The organism is Serratia nematodiphila DZ0503SBS1, assembly GCF_000738675.1.
Taxonomy (GTDB): Bacteria; Pseudomonadota; Gammaproteobacteria; order Enterobacterales; family Enterobacteriaceae; genus Serratia; species Serratia nematodiphila.
Genome location: NZ_JPUX01000001.1, coordinates 4,125,100 through 4,144,242, shown reverse-complemented (window position 1 = coordinate 4,144,242; position 19,143 = coordinate 4,125,100). Strand labels below are relative to the sequence as shown.

Here is a 19,143-nt window from a genome sequence, read left to right as displayed (position 1 = left end):
TTTTATTTCTCGCGCACGCCTTCTACGGAGATGATCAGCTCAACGTCTTGCGACGCCGGGCCCAGATCGGTGGTGATGCCGAAATCTTTCAGCTTGATCTTGCCGTTGGCTTCAAAGCCGGCGCGGTAGCCGCCCCACGGATCGTTGCCCTGGCCAATCAGTTTGGCGTCCAGCGTAACCGGTTTGGTGACGCCGTTCAGCGTCAGGTTGCCGACCACCGCATAACCGTCGCCGTTTTTCTTCACTTCGGTGGATTCAAACTTGGCCTGCTTGTTCTTCTCCACGTTGAGGAATTCGGCGCTGCGCAGGTGCTTGTCGCGCTCGGCATGGTTGGTGTCGACGCTGGCGGTATTGATGGTCACGTTGACCTTGTCCTTCGAAGGATCTTTTTCGTCGAAGGTGAAGCCACCGTCGAAGTCTTTAAAGCTGCCGTACAGCCAGCTGTAGCCCAGATGCTGGATGCGGAACTCGATAAAGGCGTGCTGGCCCTGTTTGTCGATCTTGTAGTCCGCCGCCAGTGCGGAACCGGCGCTCAGCAGCAGGGCACCTGCGGTCAGGCCCAATACGGTCTTTTTCAACATAGCAATCTCCATAAATCCAAAGGTTAATCGGCGCTGCTACCCAGCATCCGTTTCAAAGTGACATCACGATCGATAAAGTGATGTTTAAGCGCGGCCAGCCCGTGCAGTACCGAGAGCACTACCACGGCCCAGGCCAGGTAAAGGTGTATGGCGCCGGCGGTGTCGGCCTGTTCCGCCATGCCGGTCACGGTGGCGGGCACGTCGAACCAGCCGAAGACGCTGATCGGTTGACCGTCGGCGGTGGAGATCAGATAGCCGCTGATCAGAATGCCGAACAGCACGGCGTACAGCGCCAGATGCGCGAGGATGGCGCTGACGCGAGTGAGGCGGCCATAGCTGGCCAGAGGTTTGGGCGGCGGCGAGACAAAGCGCCAGATCACGCGGATCACCATCACGATGAACAGCAGCGTGCCGATGCTTTTGTGGATCTCCGGCGCCTGGTGATACCAGACGTCGTAATAGCCCAGCGTGACCATCCACAGGCCGAGCGCGAACATGCCGTACACCGTCAACGCCACCAGCCAGTGGATCAACACTGACACATGGCCGAAACGATCGGCGGTATTTTTCCAGAGCATCCTGTTTCCTTCGATTACCGATTGGCTGGCTGCAATAATTAAACTTTAGGAAACATAAAATCAATAATAAATTTAACTATGTTACTTCTTAGAAATATTAGTCAGTGAATTTGTTTGAGATGTTCGGGAACCTTCAGATAAATCGTTGAAGATGATATTGTTTCTCTCGCCCGGCGATTGTGCTAGTTGTTGAAAATTAGGCTTATTATCTATTAATGTCAGCTTTTGTCATTTTACGTAAACCTCGCGTGAGTTGCCCGGTGAGATTATTTGTTGGCAAAGGTTATGCCTATTTTTTGCGGCGCAGAGCAGGGCGGAAAGATTAACGTTGTCGAACGGTTTCGCTAAATCCCTGCGGTGCAGCGGCGGATTTTGCTACCATTAGCGCCAAGAGACGGCCCCATGAGGCCGGTTAACCCAGTGAAATAACAAGGAAACGTCATGGGCCGAACCCACGTGACCGACAGCAGCCTGCGTCTGGCCGTCCTGCTGGCGATGTTGGTGATCATTCTGGCCGGGGTGAAAGCCGCCGCCGACATCGTGGTGCCGTTTTTACTGGCGGTGTTTCTCGCCATGGTGCTGAACCCGCTGGTGGCGATGCTGGAACGCAAGCGGGTGCCGCGTATCGTCGGGGTGACGCTGCTGCTGACGGCGGTGATCGTGGTCGTGATGCTGTTTATCGGCATGTTGGGCGCTTCGCTCAATGAGTTCGCCCGCTCGCTGCCGCAGTATCGCGGCATGATGATCGAGAAGCTGCGCGAGCTGCAGCATTACGCCGATCGCTTCAATATCAGCCTCTCCAGCGAAGCGATGCTGCAGTATGTTGATCCCAGCGCGGCGATGAATCTGGTCACCCGCATGCTGGGGCACCTGTCTGGCGCCATGACCAACGTCTTCCTGCTGCTGATGACCGTGGTGTTTATGCTGTTCGAAGTGCAGCTGCTGCCTTACAAGCTGCAGCAGGCGCTGGATAAGCCGAACGAGGGGCTCGCCGCGATGCGGCGGGCGCTGGACGGCGTGACGCGCTATCTGGTGATTAAAACCATCATCAGCCTGGCCACTGGGGTGATCGTCTGGATCTTCCTGGCGGCGGTCGGCGTGCGCTTCGCCTTTATCTGGGGGCTGCTGGCGTTTCTGCTCAACTATATTCCCAATATCGGCTCGGTGTTGGCCGCCATTCCGCCGCTGATTCAGGCGCTGTTGTTCAACGGATTGGGGGATGCGCTGGTGGTGGCGGGCGGCTTTATCGCTGTCAACATGGTGATCGGTAATATCCTCGAACCGCGGGTGATGGGGCGCGGGCTGGGACTGTCGACGCTGGTGGTGTTCCTGTCGCTGATCTTTTGGGGCTGGCTGCTCGGCCCGGTGGGCATGTTGCTGTCGGTGCCACTGACGATCGTGGCGCGCATCGCGCTGGAGACCACCGAGGGCGGCTATCGGCTGGCGGTTATCCTGGGGGACGGCCGCCCGCCGCGCCAGCCTCCGGCGGCGCCGGAGTGAGGAAGATTTTTCCGCTCACGCCGGGTTGTGCGGCATGCTGCAGCGCCGCTGCGTACTGATGCAAAGGATAAATCGCGGCGGGTGGGCGCAGCGCCAGCTGGCCGCGCCGCAGCAGCTGGAACAACTGATAAAACGCCATCTGCCATTGCGCCGGCGCCGCCTGTGCGTTCCATTTGCGCAGGTGGAACAGCGAAGCGCGCAGCTTTAACTCGTCCACCACGCGCCGCCAGTCTACCTGGCGGCCGCTCAGCAGGCCCAGCGCCACAAAATCGCCGCCGGAGCGTACCGCCCGCGCCAATTGCAATCCGTCTTCTCCACCGATGCAGTCGATGGCCGCACGGGCGCCAAAATTCGTCATTTCCACCAGCTGCGGCGCTTCGATAACGCGCCAGGCGCCGGCGGCCAGTAAAGCCTGGCGATGAGCGGCGTTGCGCACCACGACCGCCAGACGAATACCGCGCAGCGCCGTCAGCTGCGCCAACAGCAGGCTGACAGCGGAGCCGCCGCCGTTGAGCAGCAGTACGTCGCCGGCGTTGAGCGGCAGCCATTGCGTCAACAGCACCCAGCAGGTGAGCGGGTTGATATAGATTTGCGCTGCGCCAGCGTCGTCAATGTCGTCCGGCACCCAGATCACCCGATCCTCAGGCAGCGTGACGAAGGTTTGCCAACTGCCGTTACCCATTACCGCCAGCGCGCGTCGGCCCGTTGAATGTCCATTCTGCGGATTGAGGATGATGCCTACGCCTTCATATCCCGGCACCTGCGGCAGGGCGATGCGGTGCGCGTATTGGCCGTGGATCGGGATCAGATCGGAAGGATTGATCGGGGCATAGCGCATCTGCAATAACCGCTGCCCGGGGCGCAGCAGCGGTCTGCTCATCTGCTGCAATTCCAGCACCTGGGTGGGATCGCCGAAGCGGCTGAAGCTCAATCGGGGAAATAACGGCGGCATGGCTTACATGACGAAGAAGAAATAGACATCCAACGCCAGCAGCACCAGCCACAGACAAAGGTAAAGCACCAGGTGCTCACGCACGTTGTTGACGATAGCCGCCAGTATTCGGTTTAACATTTCAGCCGCCTGAAGAGAAGGACCCTTGATTATAGTCCTTTTCTCGGCGTCTTTTACAGCGCGCCGCGCGTGAGTGCTGGAGGAGCGGCGATAAAAAAGCCTGCGTTATCGCAGGCTTGATGTTATACCGCCAGCAGCGCCAGCGGCGTCGAATTGGTTGGCGCGCTCGGCGGGTAGAAATAGCGCAGCACGTTATACAGCGAGTAGAACTCCAGCCGGTTGCGCGCGTTGATCTTCTCCGTGATGTGACGCTTGTGCACGTACACCGTATGCGAGCTGATCTGCAGCTTTTTCGCGATGCGGTAGTTCGGCATCTCCGCCATCCAATATTTCATTACCGTCAGTTCCTGTGGGCTGAACAGGGAACGCTCTTCGCCGTCATCGGCCAGCGCCAGCGGATTTTCGCGCAGCGTGCGTAAGGTGAGCGGCAGAATACTTTTATTGAACAGAAAGGCATTATCGGCAATGCGCATTGGCGCTTCGCTGTAAGGGTAAGGTGTATCGAGATAGATAAACAGCAAGGCGGACTGGCTGGCTTCCATAAATGCCTGCAGCTGTGCGTCCGCTTCGTTATAGCGGCATTGGTTGCTGAGGTTCACCAGAATGTGGCTCGGCTGAAAGCTGGCCAACAGCGGCGTAGCGTATTCAATGCTGTGGCAGCACTTGATCGTCGTAATCCCACTATCAGCAAAGTAGCTGGCTATACCGACCCGGGTGAAGCAGCATTCGTCCACGACAAGTAGTTTCATGGTGACGTCCTTGTTGAAAGCCGATGGAGCATATCTTCTGTAAAATAGGACTTACACTGCAAGTGTTCAATTCGGAAATTCAAATGCTGAATGCAAGAAATTTCCGTTATCAGAATTTTTACTTGGTATTTAAAAGAGTTAGCAGGTTAATAAATTGTAACCGGCAGATTTCGCTGTCCAGGGCGCGACGGGAACGTGGACAGCGAAATCCTTCGCTTAGCTGAATCGCTTCAGACCAAAGCTGGAGAGGTCAACCGGCGGCGCTTTGTCCTGCGCGAACAGCGCGGCGATCTCGCCCAGTGCGCTGGCGAACTTGAAGCCGTGGCCGCTCAAGCCGCTGATGACCATCAGGCGATCGCAATTCGGCAGGGTATCGATAATAAAATCTTCGTCGGGGCTCATATCATAACTGCAGGCTTCGCCGTGTAAACATACGCCTACACCCGGCAAAAATTGCCGCAGGAAGGAGAAAACTTCCGTGCCGTCGCTGGCGTAGCTACCGAAGGGTTTGCGCTGTTCGGGAGCATCCATCGGCTGGCCGCCGTCGTGTTTGCCCACTTTCAGGCCATCGTTATCCGCCGGGAAGCCGTAATAGTGCGTGCCGTCCTGCGCTTCGACGGTAAAGGCCGGGAAGCGATTGTTCACGCTGTAGCGGCCGTCCGCCTGATGCCAGGAGAATACCTTGCGCAATGGCGCGATAGGCAGCTGCGGCAACAGCGCTTTCACCCAGGTGCCTGCGGTGACCACCGCTTTTCGCGCCGTGAAACGCCCTTCGCCGGTGACGATCTCAACACCGCCATCAATGGGGTTCACCGCGCTGACCGGGCAGTTGAACAGCTGGCTGCAGCCGGCCTCTTTCGCCAGTTTGATCAGGCTGGCAACCGCCAGTTCGGAGCGCAGGAAGCCGGCGTCCGGCTCGAAGACGCCGACGTAACCTTCCGGCGCGCGGAATTCCGGCCAGCGTTGAGCGATCTGTTCGGCGCTGAGGGTTTGCGCATTCAGGCGAAACTTTTGCGCGCTCTGCTGAGCATTGCGAATGAATTCGGAGTGCTGCGGCCCCAGGTTGAGCACGCCGCACGACTGGAACAGTTCTTCACCGGATTGCTGAATCAGCGCATTCCACAGCGCCTGTGCGCGCAGCACCAGCGGCACGTACTTTTCACCTTCGCCGTAAGCGTGACGAATGATGCGGGTATCGCCGTGATGGCTGCCGTTGCGATGTGGAGGAATGGCGCTGTCGATCATCAGCGCTTTCAAGCCGGCCCGGGTAGCGTAATACCCTGCCGCCGCGCCGACTGAACCGCTGCCCACCACGATCAAATCATATTCCACGTGCCCACCCTCTCTGATAGCAATTGCTTATCGCCCCATGATAAAAGGTTGGCGAGCGCAATGCACTGATTGAACGGTGAAAGGCAAAGAAAAAGGCGCCGGGAACGGTCACGGCGCCTTAGGGTTAGGGGACGATGAATCAATGTTTTCTGCGATCAAGATCCTGGTAATCCGTAGCTTCAATCTTGGCGATGCCGGCCTCTAAAATATTGATTAATTGACGGGCGACATCTGTAGTCAGCCAAAGCGTTCGGTCTACTTGGGCTTCTTCGGGCGTTTGGTCTAGTGAAGACAGGTAATGAAGGCGTATCATCATGGCGTCGTAAACGTCGACAGTACTGATATCCCAACCGACAAGCGGGTGCGTCTGAATTACTTCATCATTTCTGTCCATAAAGACCCCTTATTGAGTAGTAACTACCGTGAGTGACTAACGAGGATCAATGCGGCTCATCATCATGAGAGCAATTACAGTATACGCATCCGCTTTCATCGGTGGAGAGGGTTGTCACCGAAATTTGCAAAATAAATATTTATTTGAACAATTATTCTACAAATTTGTATGTGCAGCAGCGGATGAGCAGAGCGCAGCGCGTTATTCCGCGTCGGCAGGCGGCGATGCGCCATGCAGACATTTTTCCAGCTCTTCGGCCAAATGGGCGAAATGCTTTTGCGTTTCGGCATCGCGATTCTGGCTGTGCGATTCCAGCTTCAGGCTGTGGATCAGCCGTTGGTTGGCTTTGTCATCCAGGCTGAAGGCCAGATAAGAAAAAGCCACTTCCAGTACGTTCAAGCGCCTTTTCTGATCGGCTATCAGCGCCAGCAGTTCGCCAAACGTCATTGCGTCTTCGGATTTCACCTTGTCCGGGGCCATGCTTACTCCTTTGCGTTAAATACAGCGCTGAGGCGGATTTTGTTCCAGAGTAAGGGTAAGCGATGAATGGGCAGGGCGCCAGAAACAAAAAAGCCGGAGAGCGACCCCCGGCAAAAACAGCATTGCAGTGTTATTCTGCGCTAAACCATTCGTCTGCGCTTTCCCAGGTTTCCTGAAGGATTTCCTCGATCAGATCCCGGTCGGTTTTGGCGCCCCCCAGCACGGAGAGCCCGTTGGCGCCGGCATAACGTACGTGCACGACGGCGTCTGGAAACTGGCGGTTGACCCGCTTGCCCAGTTCTCCGGTCAGCGCCTCAATGGCGCCCGCCGGCAGCGGCCGGGTTTTATCTATAGTGACTTCAACACGCATAATTGCCCCCGAAGCGATTCACTGTTTATTTATACAGTTAACCAAGTGCGGGGGCAAGAGGGCGAAGCAAAAATATCAGTCTTTCAGCGACCAGTTCAGGGTTTCACCCGCCAGGAAGGGGATCACGGATTCATTGCCGAGGGCGATCTCTTCCGGCTGTGTGGTTGGCACGCGCTGCAGTTCGATGAAGTCTTCGTTGAGCGGCAGGCCATAGAAGCGCGGGCCGTTGAGCGAGCAGAAGGCTTCAAAGTGCTCCAACGCGCCGAGTTGTTCGAACACGGCGGCGTAAGCCGGGATGGCATTCGGCGCGTTGAAGCAACCGGCGCAGCCACAGCTGGACTCTTTACGGTGCTTGAGGTGCGGCGCGGAGTCGGTGCCAAGGAAGAAGCGGTCCGAGCCGCTGGCCACCGCCTGACGCAGCGCCTCCTGGTGGACATTGCGCTTGAGGATCGGCAAGCAGAACAAGTGTGGACGAATGCCACCGACCAGCATGTGGTTACGGTTGAACATCAGGTGCTGCGGCGTGATGGTGGCGCCGAGGAAACGATTGCCTGCCTGCACATATTGCGCCGCTTCCTTGGTGGTGATGTGCTCGAAGACGATCTTCAGCTCAGGGAAATGCTGGCGAATCGGTTCCATCACCTGTTCGATAAAGCGCGCCTCGCGGTCGAAGATATCGACGGCGGGATCGGTCACTTCGCCGTGGATCAGCAAAGGCATGCCGATTTTTTGCATCTGCTCGAACAACGGGTAAATGCCGGTCACGTCGCTGACGCCGTGGCTGGAGTTGGTGGTGGCGTTGGCCGGATACAGCTTGGCGGCAGTAAACACCCCTTGCTCGAAGCCGTTGACCAGTTCACTGGCCGCCAGGGAGTTGGTCAGGTAGCAGGTCATCAGCGGAGTGAAGTTGTGCCCCTGCGGGACCGCCGCCAGAATGCGATCGCGGTAGGCGCGCGCGGCGGCCACGGTCGTTACGGGCGGAACCAGGTTCGGCATCACGATCGCCCGGCCAAATACCTGACTGGTATAGGGCACCACCGTTTTCAGCATTTCATCGTCACGCAGGTGGATATGCCAGTCGTCTGGGCGGCGGATTTTCAGAACTTGAGGTTGTGCGGTCATCTAGCTAGGCTCCGGCGGTCAAATACGTCTAATGAAAAGCGAATAATGGGTTTATTCACGCCGGGGTGTAAGGATAAGCGGAAAGTGCCGCAGATGCATCTGTTTGTTGCCGACAAGTTGAAATCAATAGCGCGGCGGGCGCATAGTAACCGGGATTTCAACGATGCCGACGCCAATACCGTCGACCTTCATCAAGTGGAAAGGGAGAAAGCAATGGAAGTACGCGTTATCGCCACCCTGCAAGCGAAAGCGGGATTTGAAGCCGCCGTCAGCGAAGCGGTGCACGACATTATCGAGCCGAGCCGCCAGGAGTTGGGCAACCTGCAATATGACTTGCATCGCGATCTGGAAAAGCCGGGTGTTTTCGTGTTCTTTGAGCGTTGGGCCAGCAGCGAAGCGCTGGATAAGCATAATGAGACGGCGCATTTTCAGCAGTTCGTCAGCCGGCTTGACGGCAAGTTGGATGTTCTGGACATCAAAAAACTGAAGAAGATCGCCTGAGTATTTTACAGGCAAGAAAAAACCCGCCGATGGCGGGTTTTTTTAGGGTTGCAGATTAACTTATTCGTTAACCGGCTGCGGTTTGGTGGCCGGCGCGGTCGCCTGGCTTACCGCCGAATGGCCGCCTGCGGAGCCTTTGCCTTCGAAGTTGAAGGAAGGGCGCTGCCAGTCGCTGTGCTTGCGTTCTTCCGGCACATAGGCTGGTGCCGGCGCTTTGGTCATCGGCGCAGTGGCGATGTGTTTGTACAGCACGTTCTGCACGGCTTTCACCGGCGCCGGCTGCTGAGCAACCACTGGCGCAGGGGCTGTTTCCACCGGAGCGGCTTCCACGGCTGCCGCCGCAGGTGCAGCTTCTACCACTGGCGTTTCTTCCGCCGGCTCGGCTTCTACCGGCGCAGTTTCGACCACAGGCTCGTCCTCCACCGACTTAGCTTCAACTACAGGCTCTGCAGCAACGGTTTCAACTACCGGCTCGGATTCCACTGCCGGGGCAGTCTCTTCCACTTTCGGCTCTTCAACCGCGGCTTCCGCCGGCGCCGGGGTTTCCTCGGCCGGGATAGCAACGACAGGCGCTACGGCTGCAGCTTCTTCCGTGACGGTAACGGCGGCAGTTTCAACGGCGGCTTCTGGTGCCGGTTCGTTGACGCTGGCCGCGGCCTGGGTTTCTTCCACGGCAACGTTGTGTTGTTCAACCGCTGCGGCGACAACCGGCGCCTGCTCTACGGCTTCGGTCTGCACTTCGGCTTCTTCAACCTGAGCGACCGGGTAGCTTACCCAGACTTTGCCCGATGCCATTTCCGGCGAAGCGAAGGCACCCGCCAGCGGCATTGGAGATTGCAGCGGGTAACGCTCATCGCGGTAACGACGGCGGCGCTGGCCGCTGACGCGCAGGTGGCGCGGTGAACGGCGGGAACGGCGCGGCATGCCTTCGCCGTTGCCGCGGCTTTCGCCCTGGGCATCGTCTTCCGGCTGTGCGGCAACGGTTTCCGGCAGCAGCTTGACGCTGTCGTCGGCGGTCGGCTGCACGTCTTCGGCTTTCGCTACCGGCGCTTTCGGCGCCAACAGCTCTTCCGCTGCGCGCTGCAGCTCTTCTTCGGCAGACAGGATACGCACTTTCTGCGTCAGCGTGCGGCGCTGACGGCGCTGCATGTTCTGCTGCTGACGTTCTTCCTGCTCTTCGTCGGTGCTCTCGACCGCTTCAACGCTTTCCAGCGCTTTCACTTCCTGCTGAGCCTGACGTTTCTCTTCCTGACGGCGACGCTGGCGTTCAGCGCGCTGCTCACGGCGTTGCTGCTGATCTTCGCGCGGCGCTTTAGCGCTTTCTTCCGAAGCGGTTTCCTCCGCTACCGGCGCGTTCTGCTGCTGGTTGCGGCGGTTACGGCGCTGCTCATCGCGGGACTCACGCGATTCACGGCCTTCACGGTTTTCACGCGGTTCACGGTTGTCGCGCTCGCGATTGTCACGGCCTTCACCGCGCTCTTTACGCTCGCCGCGTTCCGGACGTTCGCCACGCTCACCGCGCTCTTTACGGCCGGTGCCTTGGCGGCGCTGACCGCGACGATCCTGACGACGGTTTTCACCGTTGCCTTCCGCTTTCGGCGTTTCGGCCGGTTTGGCTTCTTCGACGGCAGGTTGTTCTTCACCGGCGAACAGGCTCTTCAGACCACCGAACAGGCGGCCCAGGAAGCCCGGCTTGGCGGCGACCGGCGCTGCGGCTTTCACCTTGGCGGCGGCAGCGACAGGTTTGGCCACGGTGACGGGCTCTTCAGCCGGCGGCGGCGCATCGGCGGACAGCGAGAAGGAAGCCAGGGCCGGTTGCTCCGGACGCTTGCGTTCCATCGGCGCATCTTCCAGCGGGCGCTCCATGTCTTCTTCGTGCAGCTTCGGCAGCAGGTAGCTGAGGGTAGAGGTTTCCTCGCCCTTGCGCACGCGCAGCACAGAGTAGTGTGGAGTTTGCATCTGATCGTTCGGCACGATGACGGCTTTCACGCCGCCCTGGCGTTTTTCGATCGCGCTGACGGATTCGCGCTTTTCGTTCAGCAGGTACGAAGCGACCTGAACCGGCACGATAGCGTGAACTTCTTTGGTGTTTTCCTTCAGCGCTTCTTCTTCAATCAGGCGCAGAATGGACAGCGCCAGCGATTCGTTGTCGCGAATGGTGCCGGTGCCGTTACAGCGTGGGCATACGTGGTGGCTGGACTCGCCCAGCGACGGGCTGAGGCGCTGACGCGACATTTCCAGCAGGCCGAAGCGGGAGATGCGGCCGATTTGGATGCGCGCGCGGTCTTGGCGCACGGCGTCACGCAGGCGGTTTTCCACTTCGCGCTGGTGGCGTACCGGCGTCATGTCGATGAAGTCGATGACGATCAGGCCGCCGAGGTCGCGCAGGCGCAGCTGGCGAGCGATCTCGTCCGCCGCTTCCAGGTTGGTGTTGAACGCCGTCTCTTCGATGTCGCCGCCGCGGGTTGCGCGCGCGGAGTTGATGTCGATGGCGGTCAGCGCTTCGGTGCTGTCGATGACGATCGAGCCGCCGGACGGCAAGCGCACTTCGCGCTGGAAGGCGGATTCGATCTGCGATTCGATCTGGTAGTGGCTGAACAGGGGAATTTCACCGCTGTACAGTTTGATTTTGCTGCTGAAATCCGGGCGGCCCAGCGCAGCGATGTGCTCTTTGGCCAGATCGAGAATTTTCGGGTTGTCGATCAGGATTTCGCCGATGTCCGGGCGCAGGTAGTCGCGGAAGGCGCGCACGATAACGTTGCTTTCCTGGTGGATCAGGAACGGCGCAGGGCGGCCTTCGGCGGCTTTTTTAATCGCTTCCCAGTGCTTCAGACGGAAGGAAAGATCCCACTGCAGCGCGTCGGCAGATTTGCCTACGCCCGCGGTGCGAACGATCAGGCCCATGCCGTCCGGCAGCTGCAGCGAAGAGAGCGCTTCTTTCAGCTCGGTGCGATCGTCACCCTCGATGCGGCGAGAAATACCGCCGGCGCGCGGGTTGTTCGGCATCAACACCAGATAGCTGCCCGCCAGGCTGATGAAGGTGGTCAAGGCGGCGCCTTTGTTGCCACGTTCTTCTTTGTCTACCTGAACAATGACTTCCTGGCCTTCGCGCAGCACATCTTTGATGTTCGGGCGACCATGGGAAGAGTAATTGCTAGGGAAGTATTCGCGGGCGATTTCTTTAAGGGGGAGGAAACCATGTCGTTCTGCGCCGTAATCCACGAACGCTGCTTCAAGACTTGGTTCAATGCGGGTGATTTTGCCTTTGTAAATATTCGCTTTTTTTTGCTCATGACCCGGACTTTCGATATCCAAATCATACAGCCGCTGTCCATCTACGAGGGCAACACGCAACTCTTCCTGCTGAGTTGCGTTAATCAACATTCTTTTCATCTTAACTTACTCGTTATTTTTACATTATCGACAAAGCTGCGGGCAAAATAACCTCATGGCCGGAGTTAAACCGAAAGCCCCGTGTCTTCTCGCAAAGTCGTCAACCTCACGGTTGTCGCCTGCATAGGGGCGCATTATCTCGGTAAGCCTGCTTTTCTTTGTGAAAGACAGCACTTTTACTAGGGGAATAGCCTCTGATTTACGTCGACAGATCTGATTCCATTTGCCGGCCAAGCTGCAACCCGCAGCCCGCTAATTGTTTGATTTCGCATTACGTCTTACGCCATTGCTGCGTTTTTGCGCGATCAGACAAATTTTATAATTCCACCGTTTTCCCTGTTTAACGAGAATCAACGCGGAAAGTGACTGCATTATTCCACTGCTGATGCCGTTATAGCAAGGTGACTTTTCCTTAACTGCGGAAGAAATCGCAAACGTTCAAATCGGCTTGCTGCCTTATTGTCCGCTGGGGTTTCGCCCGCCGTCAGAGAGACAGTTAAGCACAGAAAAAGATGTGGCGCTATTCACGCGCTCTATTTAGAATCCCGCACCATGAAAACGAACAATCCAGCAGTACAATTCATCACGATTTCCGACGACGAAGCCGGTCAGAGAATCGACAACTTTCTGCTCGCTCGCCTGAAAGGCGTGCCGAAGAGCATGATTTATCGCATCGTGCGTAAAGGTGAGGTGCGGGTCAATAAAGGGCGCATCAAGGTCGAATACAAATTGGCGGCCGGCGACGTGGTGCGCGTGCCGCCGGTGCGGGTGGCCGAGCGCGAAGAGACGCCGGTGTCGGCCAAGCTGGATAAGGTGGCGGCGCTGGCCGACTGCATTCTGTATGAAGATGACCACCTGCTGATCCTCAACAAGCCTTCCGGCACCGCGGTGCACGGCGGCAGCGGCCTGAGCTTCGGCGTGATCGAAGGGTTGCGCGCGCTGCGCCCGGAAGCCCGTTTCCTGGAGCTGGTGCATCGGCTCGATCGCGATACCTCCGGCGTGCTGTTGGTGGCCAAGAAGCGTTCCGCGCTGCGTTCGCTGCATGAACAACTGCGGCTGAAGGGCATGCAGAAGGATTATCTGGCGCTGGTGCGCGGCCAGTGGCAATCGCACTGCAAGGCCGTACAGGCGCCGCTGCTGAAAAATATTCTGCAAAGCGGCGAACGTATCGTGCGCGTCAACAGCGAAGGCAAGCCTTCGGAAACCCGCTTCAAGGTAGAAGAGCGTTACGAATTCGCCACCCTGGTGAAGGCCAGCCCGATCACCGGGCGTACTCACCAGATCCGCGTGCACACTCTGCATGCCGGGCACCCGATCGCTTTTGACGATCGCTATGGCGATCGCGAGTTCGATCGTCAACTGGCGGGCACCGGCCTGAAGCGGCTGTTCCTGCACGCTGCGGCGCTGCGCTTTGAGCATCCGGCCACCGGCGAAACGATGCGCATCGAAGCGCCGATGGACGAAGAACTGCGCCACTGCCTGCAGGTGCTGCGCCGGCAGGCGGCCAAGTAATCTGCGTCACACCAGCGGGTTGATGCCTTCAGCCCGCAACATGTCCAACAGCGCGATCAACGGCAGGCCGATCAGGGCGTTCGGATCCCGGCCTTCCAGCCTGTCGAACAGCGCGATCCCCAATCCCTCGCTCTTGAAACTGCCTGCGCAGTTCAGCGGTTGCTCCAGACGCACATAGGCGGCTATCTCCGCTTCGCTTAGCGCGCGAAAATGCACGTGAAACGGCTCGCACAAGGCTTGCAGCTGCTTGCTGCGGCCGTTGTACAGCGCCAGGCCGGTATAGAAAGTCACGGCCTGGCCGCTGGCCTGCCGCAGCTGCGCGCGGGCGTTTTCCTCGGTATGGGGCTTGCCGGTGATGTTGCCATCGATCACGCAGACCTGATCGGAGCCGATGATCAGATGCTCGGGATAGGCGAGGGCCAACGCCTGAGCCTTCGCCGCCGCCAGGCGCAGCACCAGCGCTTCGGCACTTTCGCCGGGCAAGGGGGTTTCATCCACCTCCGGTGCGGCGCAGTCGAACGGCAGCTGCAGCTTCTCCAGCAGCATTTTTCGATAGGGGGAGGTGGAGGCTAAAAGCAATCTCTGCATAATTTTTTTCGCAAACCGTAGCGTAAATGGGTACGGCATTTTAAACTGTCGGCCGCTGTGGAAGCGAATATTGGTGAAAGGAGCCGTTTTACGGCCTTTTTCTTTGACTCTATGTCGTTACAAAGTTAATATGCGCGCCCTATGCAAAAGGTAAAATTACCCTTGACCATTGATGCGGTACGTACCGCTCAGAAACGCCTGGACTATGCTGGTGTCTATGCGCCTGAGCAGGTTACTCGTGTTGCCGACTCCGTGGTCAGTGTGGACAGTGATGTCGAGGTGTCGTTGTCGTTCAATATCGACAATCAACGCCTCGCGGTGATAACAGGGCATGCGGATGTCACGGTAACGTTGATGTGCCAACGCTGTGGAGTCCCGTTCGAACATCAGGTTCACACAACATATTGTTTTAGCCCGGTCGTCAATGATGAGCAGGCTGAGGCATTACCGGAAGCGTACGAACCGATCGAAGTTGACGAGTTTGGCGAAGTCGATCTGTTGGCAATGATTGAAGACGAAATTATTCTTTCACTGCCTGTCGTTCCGGTACATGAATCTGAACACTGTGAAGTGTCCGAAGCGGACATGGTATTTGGCCAACTGCCTCCCGAGGCGGAGAAACCGAATCCGTTTGCCGTATTAGCCAGTTTAAAGCGTAAGTAATTGAGGAGTAAGGTCCATGGCCGTACAACAGAATAAACCAACCCGTTCCAAGCGTGGCATGCGTCGTTCTCACGATGCTCTGACCACGACTACTCTGTCTGTAGACAAAGTATCCGGTGAAACTCACCGTCGTCACCACATCACTGCCGACGGTTTCTACCGCGGTCGCAAGGTTATCGGCTAAGTAGCGATACCTTGACTCGTCTAACCCTGGCGTTAGATGCAATGGGCGGGGACTTCGGTCCCTGCGTCACAGTGCCTGCTTCGTTGCAGGCACTGGCCTCTAATTTACAGCTTCATCTCCTGCTGGTCGGCAATCCCGACGTCATCTCTCCCTTGCTTGCCCACGCCGATCCGGTTCTTCTGGAGCGTCTGCAAGTCGTGCCCGCCGAGTCCGTGATCGCCGGCGACGCCAAACCTTCACAAGCGATACGCGCCAGCCGCGGTACGTCGATGCGCATTGCGCTCGAGCAACTCAGCAGCGGAAACGCGCAGGGGTGCGTCAGCGCCGGCAATACCGGTGCGCTGATGGGATTGGCGAAGCTGTTGGTCAAGCCGCTGGAAGGCATCGAGCGCCCGGCGCTGATGACGGCGATCCCGAACCAGCAACGCAGCAAAACCGTGGTGCTGGATTTGGGCGCCAACGTTGAGTGCGACAGCACCATGCTGGTGCAGTTTGCCGTGATGGGTGCGGTGATGGCGGAAGAGGTGATCGGCATTGCGCAACCGCGGGTGGCGCTGCTGAATATTGGCGAAGAAGAGACCAAAGGCCTGGATAATATCCGCGAAGCGGCCGCTGTGCTAAAAAATACTCCGGCAATCAACTATATTGGTTACCTGGAAGGAAACGAACTGCTCACCGGCAAGACCGACGTGTTGGTTTGTGATGGCTTCGTGGGCAACGTCACCCTGAAAACCATGGAAGGGGTGGTCAGGGTGTTCTTATCGCTGCTGAAATCGTCCGGCGACGGAAACAAGCGAGCGTGGTGGCTGAAATTGTTGGGCCGTTGGTTGCAAAAACGGGTGGTTAAGCGGTTCGGCCACCTGAACCCCGACCAGTATAATGGCGCATGTCTGTTAGGATTGCGCAGCACCGTAGTCAAGAGCCACGGCGCTGCGAACCCTCACGCGTTTGCAGTCGCAATCGAACAGGCTGTGCAGGCGGTGCAGCGGCAAGTCCCGGAAAGGATTGCTGCGCGCCTTGAGGCTGTATTACCTAAGAGTGACTGATCGTACATGTATACAAAGATTCTCGGTACGGGGAGTTATTTGCCCGTACAAGTGCGCACCAATGCTGATTTGGAAAAAATGGTGGATACCTCTGACGAGTGGATCGTCACGCGTACCGGTATCCGCGAACGTCGCATCGCCGCCGCGGATGAAACCGTTGCGACGATGAGCTTCCAGGCCGCTGAAAAAGCGCTGGAAATGGCAGGTGTGGCTAAAGAAGACATCGGGTTGATCGTGGTGGCCACCACCACGAATACGCACGCGTTCCCGAGCGCGGCGTGCCTGGTGCAAGACATGCTGGGTATCAAAGACTGCGCGGCGTTCGATCTGGCTGCGGCCTGCGCCGGCTTTACTTACGCGCTCAGCGTGGCCGATCAGTACGTGAAAAACGGCGCGGTCAAACATGCGTTGGTGATCGGCGCAGATCTGTTGTCACGCACGCTGGATCCTGAAGATCGCGGCACCATCATTCTGTTTGGTGATGGCGCGGGTGCGGTGGTGCTGGGGGCGTCTGAAGAGCCGGGCATTCTGTCTACTCATCTGCATGCCGACGGCAGCTACGGCAACCTGCTGACGCTGCCTTACAAGGATCGTCAGAATCAAGACAAGCCGGCCTATGTCACCATGGCGGGCAACGAAGTCTTCAAGGTTGCGGTCACCGAGCTGGCGCGCATCGTCGACGAGACGCTGCAGGCCAACAACATGGATCGCAGCGAGCTGGATTGGCTGGTGCCTCACCAGGCCAACCTGCGCATCATCAGCGCAACGGCGAAAAAACTGGGCATGGGGATGGAGAAAGTGGTGGTGACGCTCGATCGTCACGGCAACACTTCTGCCGCCTCGGTGCCTTCCGCACTGGACGAAGCCGTGCGCGACGGGCGAATTCAGCGTGGTCAACTGGTGCTGTTGGAAGCTTTCGGCGGCGGCTTTACCTGGGGCTCGGCGCTGGTTCGTTTCTGATTTGGACAGGAAGAAAAAATGACGCAATTTGCTTTTGTTTTCCCGGGCCAGGGGTCGCAGACCGTTGGCATGCTGGCCGAGTTGGCCGCACAGTTCCCGATCGTCGAAGAAACCTTCGGCGAGGCTTCTTCCGCCCTGGGTTACGACCTGTGGCAGCTGGTGCAGCAAGGTCCGGCGGAAGAACTGAACAAAACCTGGCAGACCCAACCGGCTCTGTTGGCCGCCTCGGTGGCGATTTTCCGCGTTTGGCAGCAGCAGGGCGGTAAAGTGCCTGCGCTGATGGCGGGCCACAGCCTGGGCGAGTACTCGGCGCTGGTCTGCGCCGGCGTGCTGGACTTCAAGGCGGCGATCCGTCTGGTCGAGCTGCGCGGCAAGCTGATGCAGGAAGCGGTGCCGGAAGGCACCGGCGCGATGTACGCCATCATCGGTCTGGACAACGACGCGATCGCCAAGGCGTGTGAAGAGTCCGCGCAGGGGCAGGTGGTTTCTCCGGTCAACTTCAACTCGCCGGGCCAGGTGGTTATCGCCGGCAACAAAGAAGCGGTTGAACGTGCAGGCGCCGCCTGTAAAGCGGCCGGCGCCAAACGTGCGCTGCCGCTGCCGGTGAGCGTGCCTTCGCACTGCGCGCTGATGAAACCGGCCGCCGACAAGCTGGCCGTGGCGCTGCAGGACATCACCTTCAACGCGCCTCAGGTGCCGGTGGTGAACAACGTCGACGTACGCACCGAAAACGATCCTGAAGCGATCCGCAGCGCGCTGGTGCGTCAGCTGTACAGCCCGGTGCGTTGGACCGAGAGCGTAGAATTTATCGCAGCACAGGGAGTGACGTCGCTGCTGGAAGTGGGGCCGGGCAAAGTGCTGACCGGTCTGACTAAACGTATTGTTGACACCCTGACGGCTGCGGCGGTGAACGACACCGCCAGCCTGTCGGCGGCGCTTGAACAATAAAGAGGAAAATGATGAGCTTCGAAGGTAAAATCGTTCTGGTCACCGGCGCGAGCCGCGGTATTGGCCGAGCCATTGCAGAAACGTTTGTAGCACGCGGCGCCAAAGTGATCGGCACCGCGACCAGCGAGAGCGGCGCTGAGGCGATCAGCGGCTACCTGGGCGCAAACGGCAAAGGGTTTATGTTGAACGTTGTTGATGCGCAATCTATCGACAGCGTGCTGGCATCGATTCGCGCCGAATTTGGCGAAATCGACATTTTAGTGAATAATGCCGGCATCACGCGTGATAACCTGCTGATGCGTATGAAGGATGATGAGTGGGAGGATATCCTCGACACCAACCTGACTTCCGTATTCCGCCTGTCAAAAGCGGTAATGCGCGCTATGATGAAAAAGCGGTTTGGCCGTATCATCACCATCGGTTCCGTTGTCGGCACCATGGGGAACGCAGGGCAGGCGAACTACGCGGCGGCTAAAGCCGGTCTGATTGGTTTTAGCAAATCTTTGGCACGTGAAGTTGCTTCGCGTGGCATTACGGTCAACGTCGTGGCACCTGGCTTTATTGAGACGGACATGACACGGGCGTTGACAGATGATCAACGCGCAGGCATTTTGTCATCAGTTCCAGCCAACCGGCTGGGCGATGCTAAAGAAATCGCCAGCGCTGTTGCATTTTTGGCCTCTGATGAGGCCGGCTATATCACCGGTGAAACGTTACATGTCAATGGCGGCATGTACATGATTTAAAAAATGTGAAAACCATTTGCGTTATTTGAGGCAAAAACCGCAAAATAGCGTAAAATCGTGGTTTGACCAGCCGGGATTTAGTTGCATCTTTTTCAGCATTTTATACACTACGAAAACCATCGCGAAAGCGAGTTTTGATAGGAAATTTAAGAGTATGAGCACTATCGAAGAACGCGTTAAGAAAATCATTGTTGAGCAACTGGGTGTTAAACAGGAAGAAGTTTTGAACAACGCTTCTTTCGTTGAAGATCTGGGCGCTGATTCTCTTGACACCGTTGAGCTGGTAATGGCACTGGAAGAAGAATTCGACACCGAGATTCCAGACGAAGAAGCTGAGAAGATCACTACTGTTCAGGCAGCTATTGATTTCATCAACGCTAGCCAGCAGTAAGAGAACATATCTAGGCGGTCGTTCGACCGCCTA

Annotated in this window: 22 protein-coding genes; 10 read left to right on the top strand and 12 right to left on the bottom strand. The window is 57.8% G+C overall.

Annotated elements, in window-relative coordinates; genetic code table 11:
- Positions 1-2 precede the first annotated feature (2 nt).
- Both JL05_RS19185 and JL05_RS19180 read right to left on the bottom strand, forming a co-directional pair.
- Entirely contained in the window at positions 3-581 is a 579-nt protein-coding gene (locus JL05_RS19185) for a YceI family protein (protein ID WP_015377429.1), read from the bottom strand.
- A 23-nt stretch (positions 582-604) separates the two neighbouring features.
- On the bottom strand, positions 605-1,159 hold the full coding sequence (locus tag JL05_RS19180; RefSeq protein WP_004927830.1) for a cytochrome b: 555 nt from the start codon (positions 1,157-1,159) through the stop codon (positions 605-607).
- A gap of 441 nt (positions 1,160-1,600) precedes the next feature.
- Here JL05_RS19180 and JL05_RS19175 point away from each other — a divergent pair, with 441 nt between their 5' ends.
- Complete coding sequence (locus tag JL05_RS19175) at positions 1,601-2,659, top strand: AI-2E family transporter (protein WP_033633363.1); 1,059 nt, start codon at positions 1,601-1,603, stop codon at positions 2,657-2,659.
- On the opposite strand, the gene JL05_RS19170 is transcribed toward JL05_RS19175, so the two are convergent.
- The 8 genes from JL05_RS19170 to pyrC all read right to left on the bottom strand — a co-directional run bounded on the left by JL05_RS19170 (position 2,607) and on the right by pyrC (position 8,178).
- Positions 2,607-3,611: a zinc-dependent alcohol dehydrogenase family protein gene (locus JL05_RS19170; RefSeq protein ID WP_033633362.1), complete on the bottom strand. Its 1,005-nt coding sequence runs from the start codon at positions 3,609-3,611 to the stop codon at positions 2,607-2,609. The two genes, JL05_RS19175 and JL05_RS19170, sit on opposite strands and share 53 nt — an antisense overlap.
- 3 nt (positions 3,612-3,614) lie before the next feature.
- On the bottom strand, positions 3,615-3,731 hold the full coding sequence (locus tag JL05_RS25000; protein ID WP_004927822.1) for a DUF2770 family protein: 117 nt from the start codon (positions 3,729-3,731) through the stop codon (positions 3,615-3,617).
- Positions 3,732-3,853: 122 nt separating this feature from the next.
- Positions 3,854-4,480 (bottom strand): LuxR C-terminal-related transcriptional regulator, encoded by a 627-nt coding sequence (locus JL05_RS19160; RefSeq protein WP_033633361.1) that lies wholly within the window; start codon positions 4,478-4,480, stop codon positions 3,854-3,856.
- 216 nt (positions 4,481-4,696) lie between these two features.
- Positions 4,697-5,812, bottom strand: a complete 1,116-nt coding sequence (solA, locus tag JL05_RS19155) for an N-methyl-L-tryptophan oxidase (RefSeq protein ID WP_033633360.1) — start codon at positions 5,810-5,812, stop codon at positions 4,697-4,699.
- A gap of 139 nt (positions 5,813-5,951) precedes the next feature.
- Entirely contained in the window at positions 5,952-6,206 is a 255-nt protein-coding gene (gene bssS / locus JL05_RS19150) for a biofilm formation regulator BssS (RefSeq protein ID WP_004927812.1), read from the bottom strand.
- A gap of 201 nt (positions 6,207-6,407) precedes the next feature.
- The gene (locus JL05_RS19145) at positions 6,408-6,686 is read right to left on the bottom strand and encodes a hypothetical protein (RefSeq protein WP_004927809.1); all 279 of its coding nucleotides are present in this window, start codon (positions 6,684-6,686) and stop codon (positions 6,408-6,410) included.
- A gap of 130 nt (positions 6,687-6,816) precedes the next feature.
- Positions 6,817-7,056 (bottom strand): DNA damage-inducible protein I, encoded by a 240-nt coding sequence (gene dinI, locus JL05_RS19140; protein ID WP_015377444.1) that lies wholly within the window; start codon positions 7,054-7,056, stop codon positions 6,817-6,819.
- Positions 7,057-7,131: 75 nt separating this feature from the next.
- Positions 7,132-8,178: a dihydroorotase gene (pyrC, locus tag JL05_RS19135; protein WP_004927803.1), complete on the bottom strand. Its 1,047-nt coding sequence runs from the start codon at positions 8,176-8,178 to the stop codon at positions 7,132-7,134.
- A 213-nt stretch (positions 8,179-8,391) separates the two neighbouring features.
- On the opposite strand from pyrC, the gene JL05_RS19130 reads away from it, so the two are divergent.
- Positions 8,392-8,679, top strand: a complete 288-nt coding sequence (locus JL05_RS19130; protein WP_015377446.1) for a putative quinol monooxygenase — start codon at positions 8,392-8,394, stop codon at positions 8,677-8,679.
- 60 nt (positions 8,680-8,739) lie between these two features.
- On the opposite strand, the gene rne is transcribed toward JL05_RS19130, so the two are convergent.
- Positions 8,740-12,072 (bottom strand): ribonuclease E, encoded by a 3,333-nt coding sequence (gene rne, locus JL05_RS19125; protein ID WP_072010112.1) that lies wholly within the window; start codon positions 12,070-12,072, stop codon positions 8,740-8,742.
- 552 nt (positions 12,073-12,624) lie between these two features.
- Here rne and rluC point away from each other — a divergent pair.
- Positions 12,625-13,584, top strand: coding sequence for a 23S rRNA pseudouridine(955/2504/2580) synthase RluC (gene rluC / locus JL05_RS19115; protein WP_015377448.1), 960 nt, complete (start codon positions 12,625-12,627; stop codon positions 13,582-13,584).
- A 6-nt stretch (positions 13,585-13,590) separates the two neighbouring features.
- On the opposite strand, the gene JL05_RS19110 is transcribed toward rluC, so the two are convergent.
- Positions 13,591-14,172, bottom strand: a complete 582-nt coding sequence (locus JL05_RS19110; RefSeq protein ID WP_004927784.1) for a Maf family protein — start codon at positions 14,170-14,172, stop codon at positions 13,591-13,593.
- A 141-nt stretch (positions 14,173-14,313) separates the two neighbouring features.
- Here JL05_RS19110 and yceD point away from each other — a divergent pair, with 141 nt between their 5' ends.
- The 7 genes from yceD (at position 14,314) to acpP (ending at position 19,110) form a co-directional block, all read left to right on the top strand.
- Positions 14,314-14,835 (top strand): 23S rRNA accumulation protein YceD, encoded by a 522-nt coding sequence (gene yceD, locus JL05_RS19105; protein ID WP_004927780.1) that lies wholly within the window; start codon positions 14,314-14,316, stop codon positions 14,833-14,835.
- 16 nt (positions 14,836-14,851) lie between these two features.
- Entirely contained in the window at positions 14,852-15,019 is a 168-nt protein-coding gene (gene rpmF, locus JL05_RS24995) for a 50S ribosomal protein L32 (protein WP_004927778.1), read from the top strand.
- Positions 15,020-15,030: 11 nt separating this feature from the next.
- The gene (gene plsX, locus JL05_RS19100; RefSeq protein WP_004928717.1) at positions 15,031-16,065 is read left to right on the top strand and encodes a phosphate acyltransferase PlsX; all 1,035 of its coding nucleotides are present in this window, start codon (positions 15,031-15,033) and stop codon (positions 16,063-16,065) included.
- Positions 16,066-16,071: 6 nt separating this feature from the next.
- A complete protein-coding gene (locus tag JL05_RS19095; RefSeq protein WP_033633357.1) occupies positions 16,072-17,025 on the top strand; it encodes a beta-ketoacyl-ACP synthase III in 954 nt (317 codons plus the stop codon).
- Between the two features lie 18 nt (positions 17,026-17,043).
- Positions 17,044-17,973, top strand: a complete 930-nt coding sequence (gene fabD / locus JL05_RS19090) for an ACP S-malonyltransferase (RefSeq protein WP_033633356.1) — start codon at positions 17,044-17,046, stop codon at positions 17,971-17,973.
- A gap of 11 nt (positions 17,974-17,984) precedes the next feature.
- Positions 17,985-18,719 carry a 3-oxoacyl-ACP reductase FabG gene (gene fabG / locus JL05_RS19085; RefSeq protein ID WP_004928729.1) on the top strand — a complete coding sequence of 245 codons (735 nt, stop codon included), beginning with the start codon at positions 17,985-17,987 and terminating at the stop codon, positions 18,717-18,719.
- A 154-nt stretch (positions 18,720-18,873) separates the two neighbouring features.
- On the top strand, positions 18,874-19,110 hold the full coding sequence (acpP, locus tag JL05_RS19080; RefSeq protein WP_004719003.1) for an acyl carrier protein: 237 nt from the start codon (positions 18,874-18,876) through the stop codon (positions 19,108-19,110).
- The last annotated feature ends 33 nt before the right edge of the window (positions 19,111-19,143 follow it).

Coding starts and splice junctions, on each gene's coding strand:
- yceD (WP_004927780.1), top strand. CDS start 14,314: ATGCAAAAGGTAAAATTACCCTTGACCATTGATGCGGTACGTACCGCT.
- rne (WP_072010112.1), bottom strand. CDS start 12,072: ATGAAAAGAATGTTGATTAACGCAACTCAGCAGGAAGAGTTGCGTGTT.
- JL05_RS19110 (WP_004927784.1), bottom strand. CDS start 14,172: ATGCAGAGATTGCTTTTAGCCTCCACCTCCCCCTATCGAAAAATGCTG.
- JL05_RS25000 (WP_004927822.1), bottom strand. CDS start 3,731: ATGTTAAACCGAATACTGGCGGCTATCGTCAACAACGTGCGTGAGCAC.
- JL05_RS19180 (WP_004927830.1), bottom strand. CDS start 1,159: ATGCTCTGGAAAAATACCGCCGATCGTTTCGGCCATGTGTCAGTGTTG.
- JL05_RS19185 (WP_015377429.1), bottom strand. CDS start 581: ATGTTGAAAAAGACCGTATTGGGCCTGACCGCAGGTGCCCTGCTGCTG.
- JL05_RS19160 (WP_033633361.1), bottom strand. CDS start 4,480: ATGAAACTACTTGTCGTGGACGAATGCTGCTTCACCCGGGTCGGTATA.
- JL05_RS19175 (WP_033633363.1), top strand. CDS start 1,601: ATGGGCCGAACCCACGTGACCGACAGCAGCCTGCGTCTGGCCGTCCTG.
- acpP (WP_004719003.1), top strand. CDS start 18,874: ATGAGCACTATCGAAGAACGCGTTAAGAAAATCATTGTTGAGCAACTG.
- pyrC (WP_004927803.1), bottom strand. CDS start 8,178: ATGACCGCACAACCTCAAGTTCTGAAAATCCGCCGCCCAGACGACTGG.
- rluC (WP_015377448.1), top strand. CDS start 12,625: ATGAAAACGAACAATCCAGCAGTACAATTCATCACGATTTCCGACGAC.
- dinI (WP_015377444.1), bottom strand. CDS start 7,056: ATGCGTGTTGAAGTCACTATAGATAAAACCCGGCCGCTGCCGGCGGGC.
- rpmF (WP_004927778.1), top strand. CDS start 14,852: ATGGCCGTACAACAGAATAAACCAACCCGTTCCAAGCGTGGCATGCGT.
- JL05_RS19145 (WP_004927809.1), bottom strand. CDS start 6,686: ATGGCCCCGGACAAGGTGAAATCCGAAGACGCAATGACGTTTGGCGAA.
- JL05_RS19130 (WP_015377446.1), top strand. CDS start 8,392: ATGGAAGTACGCGTTATCGCCACCCTGCAAGCGAAAGCGGGATTTGAA.
- bssS (WP_004927812.1), bottom strand. CDS start 6,206: ATGGACAGAAATGATGAAGTAATTCAGACGCACCCGCTTGTCGGTTGG.
- JL05_RS19095 (WP_033633357.1), top strand. CDS start 16,072: ATGTATACAAAGATTCTCGGTACGGGGAGTTATTTGCCCGTACAAGTG.
- fabG (WP_004928729.1), top strand. CDS start 17,985: ATGAGCTTCGAAGGTAAAATCGTTCTGGTCACCGGCGCGAGCCGCGGT.
- fabD (WP_033633356.1), top strand. CDS start 17,044: ATGACGCAATTTGCTTTTGTTTTCCCGGGCCAGGGGTCGCAGACCGTT.
- JL05_RS19170 (WP_033633362.1), bottom strand. CDS start 3,611: ATGCCGCCGTTATTTCCCCGATTGAGCTTCAGCCGCTTCGGCGATCCC.